Genomic DNA, 12,410 nt, shown 5'->3' with positions numbered 1-12,410 from the left:
GCTACGAACGCAAGGCCGAGCACTTCCTGGCCTTCACCGCCATCGCCTGCACCCTCATCTGCTACCGCAGACTCACCAAATGAGATGACGTCTAAAGACTCCACCGAGGTGCTCGGCGTCTTGAGCAGTTCCGCGACCTGGGCCGTTATGCGACGCGCTCCGTGGTGTAGGTAAGTGCACCGCGCAGTTCGTGGCGATCCCAATATCTTTTCACTGCTGCGAGGGCGGCGCCAGTGTCTGCAGGATTTACGGGTATGTGGTGGACCAGGTACGGACGTGCCCAAGATGGGGCGGTGGTTTCGACGAGCACTACCGGATGTGAAGCGGCAATCTGGGCCAGTTGGAACTCGTTTTCTGCGGCGTGGGAGCCACCAGCTCGAAGCAGGCATACTGATTCAGGCATTCTTACCTCTGCGGCGGAAGGGTGCGAATCTGGCCTGCAGCCGATCTGACGCGGTTCACCTTCGGACGCTGGAGTCACCCGGGCGCGTGGGGTGACATGACCGCGTAGCCGCCTACGCCGTCATCGATGGTTTGCGCCTGGCGTTTCAGTCGTACAGGCGCTCGCGCGCCCTGCCGGCGATCCTGGACATGCCCCTGCGGGTCCTGTTGAGCTGCCCGGAGATGACTGCCATCACCTGCGTTGATTCACCGAACTGACCCATAGGGCTGGCGGTGGAGGGGGTCCACGTGCCTTCCGGGGCATGATGTTCTGCGATTTCCTTGCAGGCGGCGAGGAGATCTGTCATGAGGAGGCGAATTTCGGCCAGGTCCACGTTGGTGAAGTCGTCGTCGGTCAACCTAGGCGGATTCCGCAGAGTCGGCGCGCGCATACGCAAGTCTCCAATCCGGTGCTTCAACTCGAACGGATGATGGTGGCTCATGACACGAGAATGGCTTGCTTCCCCGCTGACGATCCGTTGCCAGATCGTGCATCGACCGAGCACCTCGTGTCAACGATCGTTTTCGGCTAGCAAACGACCGTTGAGGCTCCTCCGCACGGCACCTGGCCACCAGGCTGCTGGCCTGGGTTCGCACGAGGAGGGAGGTCCCCACGACCAGACGCGCTGAAGCGTCGGCATCGGGGCAGGACCTGGGAAGACGCAAGCGATCGTTAAGTCGGCGATAAACGATCGTTGATGTCAGGGCAAGGTACCGATAGCGTGCCGTGGCACACGTCAATCAGATCATCTATGCCCTCGGAGTAACTGGTGGACTCTGCCCCTCCACTGCCAGTGACACTTGAGCGGCTGCAAGCGCTCATCAGCGAGCAGGGTTTGCAGTCCTCTGAACTACTCGACCCCAAGAGCCTGGCAGCCAGGACGGCTCTGCCCGAGGACACCGTCCGGACTCTGCTGCGAGGAGGCGAGCCGCCGACCGACACGGTCAACGAGCGGGTCCGCGCCCGTATCAGGGCCCTCGCAGATGCGCACATGGCACGGACTGGCAAGCGTATGTCAGATCTCGCCGGCAGGATTTCCGAGCAGCTGGGCGTCTCCGCGTTCTGGGCGCGGAAGGTCTGCTCCGGTGAGAAGGTCCCCAGCGTAGAGCTGCTGCACGGCTTGGTGGGCTTCTTCGGGGTCGAGGGAGGCGAGGCGTTCTTCACGGCTCCGGCCTCCGAGGCTCTGAACCGGGCGCTGTTGCCCGTCCTCACCGCGCTGCAGCCGACGCCGGACGGACCAGCAGTCGATCCGGTGGCGGAAGCGCTGTCGAAGTTCGGCGACGTGCGTGGCATCGCCCTGCGACAGGCACGCGACCTTCCGCAGGAGCGTTGGCACGTGCTCAGCGCAACGCTGCAGGCCCTTCTGGAACTCGACGACGAAGAGCGCTGATGAGTAACAGCCCCAAGGCGATGCGTAGGCTAAGCGCCCGCCTCGTCGGACACATTCAGCCGCCGGCTGGGAGTGAGGATGTCGTTAGCTCAATAGGCCAGGCCCTCAGCCAGGTGCGAGGCAGACGGGTCCGGCTGCGCAAGGCGGCATTCCCCCCGGCGATGGCCAGCGGTTTGTGGGTCGACCGCGCAAGCCACGACCTGATCGTCTACGAGGCGAACACCGATCCCGAGCACCAGTTGGTGATCATTGGCCACGAAGCCTGGCATATGTTCCAGGGCCACGGAAGCAGCGGTACCGACCACGGCGTTGCCGCATCCCGCGCGGGAAGGAGCGGGGCCGCCAACTCACTGGCGGAGCTCGTAGCCCTCATCTCCGCAGCGGCCGACACTGCCCTGCCCCTCGATGCACGCATGGACGTTGGCCTTCATTTCGCTGCCCGCGCCGATGCCCGCAAGGTCGATGAAGAGGTCGACGCAGAACGCTTCGGCTTCCGGTTCGCCACGGATGTGCAGGCCGCACTGGCACAAACCCGCGCTCCAGTTGACCCGCAGAACCTCGCCGGGCGTATCCAGGCATCGATGGCCCATCGCTTCGGCCAGATCTGACCGAGCCCGAAGCCACGTCCGCCACACCGACTACCGAGGAGCGAAGCAGCAAGGTGACGTCCGGCCCGAGCAATCTAGGCTTCTACACCTGCGGAATCATCTTATTTCTCGTCTGTGCCCTAAAGGTCCCCGCCCTGGTCCACAGGCGGCACGACACGCTGTTACGTGCGGCCTGCGCCTTGCTCTTCGCCGCAGGATGCCAGATGATCCTCGCCGCACCGGACTCCATCACCAGTCTCAACCGGGCCACCGGCATAGCCAACGTCGCCGCTCCCGTGGTCTACACGGTGACGACCGCGTTCGCCGCAGCCAGCCTCCTTCTGATCATCAACTGGCGTCCGGCGCCCCCGGAGCAGACAAGACGGTTCTCCCGCCTATGTGTGACGGCCTACAGCCTGGCTGTCATAGCCATCATCGTCCTGTTCTGGGCAGGGAGCGCTCCCGTAGAGCAGGTCACTCTGTTCGACGTCTACTACGCCAACACGCCATACATACGTGAGTTGATCGTCACCTACCTGGTGGCCCAAGGCGTGGCCATGATGGCCGCCAGCACCCTGTGCTGGCGGTGGTCCAAAGGAGTCCATGGGTCGCTGAAGGCGGGACTGCGCATCCTCGCCCCCGCCTACCTGGCCATCGTGTGTTACGACGTCATCAGGCTGGTAGCAGTCGCTGCCCGGTGGGTGGGCCACGACCTTGATTTCCTCGTCGACAAGGTCTCGGTCCGATTCGCCGCCCCGGTCGCCGTGCTCGGCGCCATCGGGTTCGCTCTTCCTCTCGCAGGCCCCCGTGCGGCAGAGACGGCTCGGGTCGTGAAGCAGTTGCGGCAGCTCTCTCCACTGTGGCGGGCCTTACGGCATGTGCCTACCCCTGGTGCGATCCGCGCCCCGCTGCCGTGGTGGCGGACCCCGCCGGCCGTACTCCTCACCGGGCGCAAGACTGCACTCTACGACGCCATCCTCGCGCTGACCCCGTACTGCGACCCGGACGTCCGCGAGGCCGCATGCCGAGCAGCACTTCGCAACGGTGACGACGAGTCCTGTGCAGCGGTCACCGCTGAGGCTGTCATGATCCTCGTCGCGCGCGACCAGCAGCGCACCGACCCCGAACAACCGCAGGACGTGACACGCATACCAGCACGACGCGTGCATGACCTGGTCCCCCTGTCACGTGCGCTCACCTCGCCCGTACTGCCGGGCATTCTGAATCACATTGGTGCCCTGAAGAAAGCAGCCCGTCATGAGTGAAGCCCCTCGCCGTGAACCCGTCCGTGCAGTCGTTATCGGAGGAAGCATGGCCGGCATGCTGGCCACAGCCGCCGTCAAGGACCACGTCGATACCGTCGAGATCGTCGAGGCGCACGGTCTGCCCGAGGGACCCGAGCCGCGCACTGGTGTTCCCCAGGCCGCTCACATTCACATGCTGCAGACCGGCGGCGCTGAGGCGATCGAAAGTCTCCTTCCCGACAGCATCGACCTCCTTCTGGCCGCTGGCGGACACCGCATACCGGTGACCACCAACATGGTCATCTGCTCTCCTGAGGGCTGGTACCGGCGCTGGCAACGCAGCACCCACTATGTGATCACCGCCAGCCGGGACCTGACCGACTCCGTCATCCGCCAACAGGTCCTCAAAAACTCCCGGGTTGCTGTGCGCACGCACACCAGAGTCGTCGGACTACTCGGCGACAGCCGCAACGTGACAGGCGTACGACTCCGCACCGGCGACGGTGCGGAAGACGAGCTGCGCGCCGACCTGGTCATCGACGCCACCGGACGGTCCACCCACACACCCCAGTGGCTTGTCAGGCTGGGCATCACCGGACTTGCCCAGGACCAGATCGACTCCGGCCTGGCCTACGCCAGCCGCATCTATCGCGCTCCCGTCCCCACCAACAACTGGCCCATGGTCGGTGTGCAAGCCGACCCGCGTCTGCCCCGGCCCGGCAGCGCAGGGGCCATCCTCCCGATCGAGGGTGACCGCTGGCACGTCAGCCTGATGGGCGCCCCTGGCGGACAACCGACCCGTGATGCAGACGCCTTCGAATCCTTCGCACGCACATTGCGCCACCCCGTTCTGGCCGATCTCCTCGCGCACGCCGAACCGCTCACCGATGTCAGCATCACTCACAGCACCACCAACCGGCGCTACCACTACGAAAGGCTTGCCCGCTGGCCGGACGGCTTCGTGGCACTGGGAGACTCGGTCGCGGTCTTCAACCCTGTGTACGCGCAAGGAATATCAGTGGCGGCGCAAGGCGCCGTCGCACTGCGCGACCTGCTCTCCCACGGCCTTGCCCCCGGGCTCGCCCGCCGCGCCCAGCGCGCCATCGCCCGCCCCATAGACAGCGCATGGGCCCTGGCCACCGGGCAGGACATCCACTTCCCGACTACGCAAGGCAAGGGCCCCACCGTCACCGATCGCCTCCTGCATCGCTACGTCGGTCGCCTGTCCCGGACCGCAACAGGCTCCTTCCACGCCGCCACGGCCCTGACCGACGTGCTAGCTCTTCAAGCCCCGCCCACCACACTCGCCAGACCACGCGTGCTGCTGACAGCCCTCCTCGGCCCCCACCGCCCGCCACTCGGCCACCCCCCATTTACCCCAGCCGAGCGCAACCTACTGAGCAGTGCCGTCAAATCCGCCGAGATCAGGGATAAACGTGCCAGGTAGCTGAACTGGGCAAGGAGTAGGCACCCGTCCGGCCGCACCCGGTCAAGGGAGCGGCCAGGCAGGTGTGCGCATCGGCGCGGTGCATTAAGCGGGGCCATGACGGAGTGAGCCTCCGTCAACCTGAAGCCGCTGGTCAAAGGGCTGGTGTGATCGGTCCTCGGAGTACTTGTACTGTCGTGGGCGGGAGTCCGCGAAGAAGATCGTCTGTCGGCACGGTTGGGTCGAGGAGAGGCGATGCAGCAGTGCCGGCGGATGTGCGAGCCTTCTGTCCCCAGACGCCAACCCAGAAGACTTACGCATCGTCACTCACAGAGGCCACCCCGAGGTCGCGGCGCATCACGGTCCTCAAGGCCCACAGTAGATCCCAGACCTCCGCTTGGGCCCGGAACGCAGCGGCCATGGTCTCCCCAGGTTCAGGCTCTTCTCGCTCAAGGCGTTTACCCTGGCCGTATACCCTGTTCAGGGCTTTATTGACCTCACTCGAAGGTACGAGCACGTCGTCAGGGACGATCATCTGCGCTTGGGAGTACGTGTCGCGGTGGGCCCTTTTGCCTCGTCGAGCTTTGCCCGGTCGGGTTCCTCAACCCTGCGTTCCTGCATGGCATGCAGGAACTGGCTGAGCGCCGTGGTGAACTGACGTGCGTCCCGATTGAGCTCCACATAGCAGGTGCGTCGGAGAAGTAGGTTCTCGCGGACCTCTTCATGGTCCCGCACCAGCTCTATTTCCCGACGTTTTGCCCGTTCAGAGGCACGTTGAGTAAGCAACGATCCCCCCAGCGTTCCAGCCACACCTGTCACCGCGATGATCACAGAGCCGAGATCCACTGCACCCCTCGTAGCCGCTCACAGTCCACTGATCGAGTTCTAGTCACGTTCCACACCGGACGTTAAGCGGCAGGCTGACGGACGATCTACCCCGCCCACTGCCTCCTACGGCCAGCGTAGGCTTGCCGGTAGACCGTCACACCTACCCTTTGACCTGCGGCGTTAAGTTGCCGAATCTCAGTGAAGAGCCGCTGCTGGTGATCATCTCGTAGAGTCGGCCTCCGCCCGGGCGCCACGGTCGACTTCCGCAGCGCAAAAGGGCAACCGCCATCAGATTTTGTGCCGCCACCCGGAGAACCCTTGCCCAACGGGTTGCACCTGCCTCCCATCCGGACGGTGTAGCCGAGCGCGGCGCCGACCAGGGCGCCGATCGTGTACCGCGATGAGACCCCAGCGGCCCGGTGTGCCAGTGCTGGGCTGCACCGCGCCGCTGGCCGGGCCGGCTGCTCTAGCGGGCGAGTGTGACGGTGATGGGTGTGTCGGAGCGCTGGCCGAGCTGGTCGGCCAGTGCGTCGCGCTCGACAGCGTCGATGCTCAGGCCCCAGCGGATCTTGTCGGCGATCCAGTCGGTGACGTACTGGCAGCGGTAACCGGCAGCCGGGGAAAGCCAGGTGGCGGGATCCTGCATGCCGGCTGGCTCCGGCTGGAGGCGTTCGTGAAGGCCGTACTCGACGGCGGGGCCGCCACGTGGACGCACCCGTCCAGCGCGCGGGACGTGCGCGTCCACTCGGCCCGGAACGATCCGCTCACCCACCGGGTGCGGCTGGGAGCGGTGGTGGACGACCAGAAGAACCCGCACAGCTATTGCGCTGCCGGCCTCGGGATCGACCCGGCGATGCCGGGCAGCTCGCTGCTGGCCGTCGGCCGTCCGGGGCGGGCAACACAGCGCTGACGATTCGGCCGATCACTGAGGTTCTTCAGCGGTGCCGCTCCGGGATGAGTACGGCTTTGGCAATTGACGTCGCATGTGGTTGCAGCGGGCGGGACGGAAGATCCTCCAGGACTTGAGGTGGGCAAGGCCGCGCTCCGAGACCCGGCGAGCGGGAGTTGACCCTCCCCTTACGTCAGGCTTGAGGCTGTGTACCGACGAAAGGGCAGGTGGATGAGCTACTCCGTGGGGCAGGTCTCGGCCTTCGCCGGGGTGACGGTGCGGACACTGCATCACTACGACAAGGTGGGGCTGCTCTCGCCCAGTGACCGCAGCCACGCCGGATACCGGCTCTACAGTGAGGCTGACCTGGTCTGTCTCCAGCAGATCCTCTTTTACCGTGAGCTCGGCTTCCCTCTCGACGAGATCACCGCGATCTTCAAGGATCCGCAGGTGAACCCCTTGGAGCGGCTCCGGGCCCGACAGCGGCAGCTGAGTGAGGAGATCGCCAGGCTGCAGCGGCTGGCCGAGGTGGCGGAACGGGCGATGGAGGTCCAGAAGACCGGGGTGTCCCTGACTCCTCAGGAACGCTTCGAGGTCTTCGGTGAGATCACCTTCGATCTGAGTTATGCCACCGAGGCAGAAGTGAAGTGGGCGCACTCGGATGGACAGCGCGAGGCGATGGCGCGCGCGGCTGCTCACACCAAAGAGGATTGGCGTCAGCTCATGGGCGAGGCCGCCGCCTGGCGCGCGGAGCTGCTCGCGGCCTTCGACGAGGGGGAGCTGAGCAACGGCGAGCGGGCCATGGACCTCGCCGAGGAGCACCGCTTGCACATCTCACGATGGTTCACCTCCTGCCCGCCCGACATGCACCGGCGCATTGCGGACGACTTCGTCGCCGACCCGCGCGCATTCGCTCTGGTCATACCGCCGTCGCAGCAACGCCCGGGCCTGGCCGCCTATACGCGCAAGGCGGTTCACGCCAACGCGGCCCGCCGCGCAGGTGGCCGTACCGATTCCGAGGAGGACCAATGAGGATCCTGATCGCCGCAGCCGGATCGCGCGGCGACGTCGCGCCCTACACGGGTCTGGGTGCCGCACTATGCCGGGCCGGATACGACGTTACCCTCGCCACCACAGATACATTCGCATCCCTCGTACGCGACGCAGGGCTGGAATTTCGGAGCCTCCCCGCCGACACACGGGTGCGTGGCAGCGTCGCAGGCAAACGTGAACTTATGCGCACTGCTGCCGCGTTCATCACCGAACTGGGTCAGGGCTTCGCCGACGTGATGGACGATGGCACGGACCTGCTCCTGCTGTCGACCACCACGGCTCCGCTCGGCTGGCACCTCACCGAGGCCACGGGCACACCGCTCGTCGGTTCTTCCACAGTCCTCGCCATGACCGCCGGAGTCCTCTTCGTGCATCCATGGTCCGGTCGGGACGGCGGGGGCGGTGACGACGACGCGAACAGCGGCCGGGTGAACGGTGCGACAAGGAGCGTCGAGGACCGGGCGAGCGCCCATGCCGCAGTGAAGGTCGTCTCGGTGGAGAACATCGACGGCGGCTACTACGGCTGGGTCTTCGACCGCCCGCACCGGTTCAGCAGCGCTGAACTGACGCACGTGCCTTTGGACTACGACAAGTACGTGGCCTGGTTCCGGGACAGGGGGGCCGTTCCCGCCTACGGGCGGACCGATTTGCTCACCCTGGAGGGCAACAGCTCACAGCCGGTCGAGATCAACGGACTGCAGGTGGACAAGCGGTGTCGGCCGCCTCTGTCGGGTGCCGCGTTCGTGAACCCCAATGCCGGGGCGGACGACACCATTCGCCTGGCACTCGACCTGGACGAGCCGATTCCCACACCCAAAGGCCTCGAGAGCGACGGCACCACCTCGCCCAACTACTTCACGCGGCACACCATCTCCCTCAAGCGCGGGGAACGCGGCAAGATCGTCATCATCGCCACTTCACAGCGGAACTACTGCGAGTACACGCTGAACCTCAAGGTGACCGCCGGGGACCGCACGCTCACGCAGTCCGTCAAGGACAACGGCAAGCCGTTCGCCGTCTCGGCGTGGCAGGAGTCAAGCGGCAGCCACCCCTACAGCAAGTATGCGACCGTCTATGTCGGTGGTGTGCTGAACGTGTGCCACGGCGGCAGAGGCTTCCGTGAGGTGGACCCGAAGTCGTACGAGACGACCACCAGCGGATGCTGAGCCAGCCCGCTGGACATTGTCCAGTAAACGATCTTGGGCGGGTTCGCGGAGCCAGAGGATGAGTGCCGCAAGGTGGAGTGCTGCCTTATGGCGGGCGGCCAGTTTGTCGAAGCGGGGGGCGATTGCGCGGAACTGCTTGAGGTGGTTGCAGCGTTCGACCACGTTGCGGGCCTTGCAAAGCTCTCGGTCGAAGGCCGGCGGCCTACCGCCGGCCTGACCGCGCCGCACACGGTTGGCCTTCTGATCCGCCCGCTCCGGGATCACCGCCCGGATACCCCTGCGCCGCAGCGGCTGGCGGATCGCCCGGGACGAGTAACCCTTGTCCGCGGTGACCGCGTCGGGCCTGCGGCGGGGCCGTCAGGCTCCGGTCCGGGGCACCCTCACGCCGTCCATAGCCTCGTCAAGCACGGTGGAATCGCTGACGTTGCCGGGCGTGACGACGACGGCCAGGGGCAGGCCACGGCCATCGCAGGCGAGATGGACCTTGGTGGTCAGCCCACCGCGGGACCGGCCGAGCACCTGGCCGGCCGTCGCGCATGCCGGATCTTCCAGTTCGTCCCCTGCCGCCGCCCCTGTTTGCGGGTTCCGGCGGCGTGCTGGTGGGCTCGGTTGATCGTGCAGCCGACCGAAACCGTCCATTCCACGGTTCCGACGGAGTCGTCCCGGACCTGGACCTGCTCGAGCAGGCGGCCCCAGGTGCCGTCCGTCTCCCAGCGGGCAAACCGCTCATAGGCCGTCGGCCACGGCCAGTGGCGCTCCGGCAGGTCACGCCAGGGGGTACTGGTCCGCAACCGCCACAACATCCCGTTGATCACCTGCCGGTGATCCCGCCACGGACGCCCTCGCCCGTCAACACCCGGCAACAGCGGCGCTATCCGCGGTGAAGCCTCGTGCAACCTTTCGGCCCCCCTACTGGTCTCGTGTTCGGTGGACCCCACGCGTCACTCGGGAGACTTTCAGTGAACGAGGTGGGGCCGTCGAGAACCAGCGGCCACGCACCCTGTGCCCCGGCCGATTGAGCCCGCTGTCTGCGCGATCACAAGGAGCCCCGACACTCATGCCCGTCCGCACAACGGCTACGCTCGCCACCTTCGTGGTAGCGGGCCTCATCCCCCTCACTCTGCCCACCGCGGCAGCGAGCGCCGCGACCGCGCGGTACGGCGACGACTTCAACGGAGACGGGTACCGCGACTACGCGTACTCGAGCTTCAGCGCAAGAGGGGGCGGCGGTGTCACCGTGGTCTTCGGTACTGCCACCGGGCCCGGCCCCAGGCAGCAGCGCATCACTCAGGCGAGCCCTGGCGTGCCCGGTTCCGACGAGGCCGACGACATGTTCGGCGAGGTGCGGGCCGCCGCGGATTTCGACGGCGACGGTTACGGCGACCTCGCGGTGGCGGCGACCGGCGAGAACCATTTTCAGGGCGCCGTGACGATCCTGTGGGGGTCTCCCTCCGGCCTGTCCACGGGTACGGCTCTGCCGAACAAGCACCCGGGTCGCAACAACTACATGGGCAAGGACCTGGCGACCGGCGACTTCAACGGGGACGGCAAGCAGGACCTGGCTGTCATCAACGAGTCCATGACCTACGTCTACCGCGGCCCCTTCAAGCGCACCGGTACCACCGGTACCGTGACCAAGCTCGACAAGACGTCGTCCTTCTACGCCACCGCGCTGATCTCCGGCAAGGTCAACGGCGACAAGAAAACCGACCTCGCGATCATCGGTGACGTGGTCAGCCCCGAATACATCGCGTCCGACGTCTGGTTCATCAAGGGAGGCGCGAGCTCACTCACCCCCGGCAAGAGCCTCCGCCTGGAGTCGGAATCCGGCAACGGCGGCAGCTCCGAACGCGGCGGCGACGGTGTCATCGCCGACTTCAACAAGGACGGCTACGGCGACATCGCCGTCGGCACCCCCCTCTACTCGAAGCACAAAGGCCGAGTCAGCGTCTGGTACGGCTCGTCCGCCGGCCCCTCCCGGAGCACCCGCCTCACCCAGTCGACCAGTGGCGTCACCGGATCTCCCGAGAACCGGGACGATTTCGGCTCATCCATTTCGGCGGGTGACGTCAACGGCGACGGCTACGCGGATCTCGCAGTCGGCGTGCCGGGCGAGGAGATCGATGACCACGAGTACGCGGGCGGTGTGCACATCTTCAAGGGGCGGGCGGGCGGCCTGTCCGGTGCCGGCTCACAGTGGTTCGCTCGCAACACCCGCGGTGTCCCGGGTGCGTTGACGGCCGACGACCAGTTCGGCGGCCTGGTACGGCTGCGCGACACGGACGGTGACGGAACGGCCGACCTGTACGTGAGCGGTGCCGGCGATCTGCGGCTGCCCGGTTCAGCCGGCGGCATCACCACCGCGGGCGCGACGGAATACCACGCGGCGCCCATCGACAGCTTCCTGCAGTGATGTGGCGTAGCTGACTCGTATGGCTGCACCAGCTGCTCCCGGGCCTCGCTGATCAACTGCTCGATCCGGGAGCGGAGCGTCCACCGTGGCCCGCCACCGGGTGCCCGGGCCGCCCGACTGCTGGGCGGGCCGCCGTGACGCGCAACTGACCGGCCATCGTGGCGAGCTGCTGCTCCCGCCTCAGCCGCCATGGACCGCCCCATCGACTACATCCAGTAGCTCAAGCTCGGCGGCCGTCGCCCCGAGAGCAGGCAACTGGAGGTCAGTGAGATCAGCAGCAGCATGAAACTGCTCGCCAGACGACGGGTGCTGTGGCCTGGGCTGATCCGGGCGGCGTGGGGTTTTTTGCGGGTGTGGGCGAGGTGGCAGGCGCGGCCGACATGGAGGAGGGCGGTGGTTCTGCCGGCCGTGGCGGGTCCGGTGACGATGAGGGAGGGCCGCGCGGTGGTCTGCTGGTGGCGGCCGAGGATCATCAGGGTGCGGGCCTGGGTGGCGAGCTTGCTGATGGCGGGGGTGCGGATGGTGACGAAGCTGGAGTGGTAGGCGAGGCGTTCTTCGATGCTGCGGGGCGGGTCGCCAGGCTGGGCGGGGCGGTGGTGGCGAAACGGTGCCAGCCCTGCCAGGTGGTCAGGGGCCGGGACGGCTCGGCCGTGTTGTCGCTGTCTCACCCAATCTGGGTTGGCGTCTCACAGAAGCTCGATCACCATGGCTCCCCTCCCAGAAGGTGGCCATGCGGTCGAATCCAGAAGTGCTGCAGCTGGTCAGCTGTCACCGCGTTACTGATCGGGTGAGTTCCGGAGCACAGTGACGTTGTCGACGAGAGCTGTGAGCCGCTCCAGGATCCGCTCGTTCAACCCGTTTCTCATTCGCCGCACTTCGGCTAGGACTTGTCCGGCCGATCATGTGACTACTCCGCACTCGTGTCGTTGATGTGGACATGGGGCGGGGCGATCTGACGGATGCCGAGTGGGA

General features: G+C 66.3%; 12 protein-coding genes and 1 pseudogene. 8 read left to right on the top strand and 5 right to left on the bottom strand.

Going from position 1 to position 12,410, the window contains the following annotated elements; genetic code table 11:
- Positions 1–548: 548 nt before the first annotated feature.
- Entirely contained in the window at positions 549–800 is a 252-nt protein-coding gene (locus ACZ7N4_RS38865) for a hypothetical protein (protein ID WP_471368694.1), read from the bottom strand.
- A 435-nt stretch (positions 801–1,235) separates the two neighbouring features.
- On the opposite strand from ACZ7N4_RS38865, the gene ACZ7N4_RS38860 reads away from it, so the two are divergent.
- The 4 genes from ACZ7N4_RS38860 to ACZ7N4_RS38845 all read left to right on the top strand — a co-directional run bounded on the left by ACZ7N4_RS38860 (position 1,236) and on the right by ACZ7N4_RS38845 (position 5,110).
- Positions 1,236–1,832, top strand: a complete 597-nt coding sequence (locus ACZ7N4_RS38860) for a hypothetical protein (RefSeq protein WP_471368692.1) — start codon at positions 1,236–1,238, stop codon at positions 1,830–1,832.
- 161 nt (positions 1,833–1,993) lie between these two features.
- Positions 1,994–2,440: a hypothetical protein gene (locus ACZ7N4_RS38855; RefSeq protein ID WP_471368689.1), complete on the top strand. Its 447-nt coding sequence runs from the start codon at positions 1,994–1,996 to the stop codon at positions 2,438–2,440.
- Between the two features lie 53 nt (positions 2,441–2,493).
- Positions 2,494–3,684, top strand: a complete 1,191-nt coding sequence (locus ACZ7N4_RS38850) for an MAB_1171c family putative transporter (RefSeq protein WP_471368685.1) — start codon at positions 2,494–2,496, stop codon at positions 3,682–3,684.
- Positions 3,677–5,110 carry an NAD(P)/FAD-dependent oxidoreductase gene (locus tag ACZ7N4_RS38845; protein WP_471368683.1) on the top strand — a complete coding sequence of 478 codons (1,434 nt, stop codon included), beginning with the start codon at positions 3,677–3,679 and terminating at the stop codon, positions 5,108–5,110. Before ACZ7N4_RS38850 ends, ACZ7N4_RS38845 begins: the two co-directional genes overlap by 8 nt.
- Before the next feature lie 510 nt (positions 5,111–5,620).
- Here ACZ7N4_RS38845 and ACZ7N4_RS38840 read toward each other — a convergent pair.
- Positions 5,621–5,920, bottom strand: coding sequence for a hypothetical protein (locus tag ACZ7N4_RS38840; protein WP_471368681.1), 300 nt, complete (start codon positions 5,918–5,920; stop codon positions 5,621–5,623).
- Positions 5,921–6,383: 463 nt separating this feature from the next.
- Positions 6,384–6,563 carry a hypothetical protein gene (locus ACZ7N4_RS38835; RefSeq protein ID WP_471368680.1) on the bottom strand — a complete coding sequence of 60 codons (180 nt, stop codon included), beginning with the start codon at positions 6,561–6,563 and terminating at the stop codon, positions 6,384–6,386.
- 27 nt (positions 6,564–6,590) lie between these two features.
- On the opposite strand from ACZ7N4_RS38835, the gene ACZ7N4_RS38830 reads away from it, so the two are divergent.
- The 3 genes from ACZ7N4_RS38830 to ACZ7N4_RS38820 all read left to right on the top strand — a co-directional run bounded on the left by ACZ7N4_RS38830 (position 6,591) and on the right by ACZ7N4_RS38820 (position 9,025).
- Complete coding sequence (locus ACZ7N4_RS38830; protein ID WP_471368677.1) at positions 6,591–6,827, top strand: hypothetical protein; 237 nt, start codon at positions 6,591–6,593, stop codon at positions 6,825–6,827.
- 210 nt (positions 6,828–7,037) lie between these two features.
- Positions 7,038–7,838, top strand: a complete 801-nt coding sequence (locus ACZ7N4_RS38825; RefSeq protein WP_471368675.1) for a MerR family transcriptional regulator — start codon at positions 7,038–7,040, stop codon at positions 7,836–7,838.
- Entirely contained in the window at positions 7,835–9,025 is a 1,191-nt protein-coding gene (locus ACZ7N4_RS38820) for a glycosyltransferase (RefSeq protein ID WP_471368673.1), read from the top strand. Before ACZ7N4_RS38825 ends, ACZ7N4_RS38820 begins: the two co-directional genes overlap by 4 nt.
- Before the next feature lie 18 nt (positions 9,026–9,043).
- Here the strand turns inward: ACZ7N4_RS38820 and ACZ7N4_RS38815 are convergent.
- Positions 9,044–9,921, bottom strand: a pseudogene (locus ACZ7N4_RS38815) (IS5 family transposase); the annotation flags it as partial.
- A 161-nt stretch (positions 9,922–10,082) separates the two neighbouring features.
- Here ACZ7N4_RS38815 and ACZ7N4_RS38810 point away from each other — a divergent pair.
- Entirely contained in the window at positions 10,083–11,438 is a 1,356-nt protein-coding gene (locus ACZ7N4_RS38810) for an FG-GAP and VCBS repeat-containing protein (protein WP_471368670.1), read from the top strand.
- A gap of 206 nt (positions 11,439–11,644) precedes the next feature.
- Here the strand turns inward: ACZ7N4_RS38810 and ACZ7N4_RS38805 are convergent, their stop codons facing one another.
- Entirely contained in the window at positions 11,645–12,106 is a 462-nt protein-coding gene (locus ACZ7N4_RS38805) for a hypothetical protein (RefSeq protein ID WP_471368669.1), read from the bottom strand.
- Positions 12,107–12,410: the final 304 nt, after the last annotated feature.

The organism is Streptomyces sp. NPDC107654 (assembly GCF_055639035.1).
Note: the sequence above shows the minus strand (reverse complement) of the source record. Positions and strands in the feature narration are given on the sequence as shown.

Excerpts from the sequence above, each read along its gene's own strand:
- ACZ7N4_RS38845 (WP_471368683.1), top strand. The coding sequence starts at position 3,677 with ATGAGTGAAGCCCCTCGCCGTGAACCCGTCCGTGCAGTCGTTATCGGA.
- ACZ7N4_RS38810 (WP_471368670.1), top strand. The coding sequence starts at position 10,083 with ATGCCCGTCCGCACAACGGCTACGCTCGCCACCTTCGTGGTAGCGGGC.
- ACZ7N4_RS38855 (WP_471368689.1), top strand. The coding sequence starts at position 1,994 with ATGGCCAGCGGTTTGTGGGTCGACCGCGCAAGCCACGACCTGATCGTC.
- ACZ7N4_RS38835 (WP_471368680.1), bottom strand. The coding sequence starts at position 6,563 with ATGCAGGATCCCGCCACCTGGCTTTCCCCGGCTGCCGGTTACCGCTGC.
- ACZ7N4_RS38825 (WP_471368675.1), top strand. The coding sequence starts at position 7,038 with ATGAGCTACTCCGTGGGGCAGGTCTCGGCCTTCGCCGGGGTGACGGTG.
- ACZ7N4_RS38820 (WP_471368673.1), top strand. The coding sequence starts at position 7,835 with ATGAGGATCCTGATCGCCGCAGCCGGATCGCGCGGCGACGTCGCGCCC.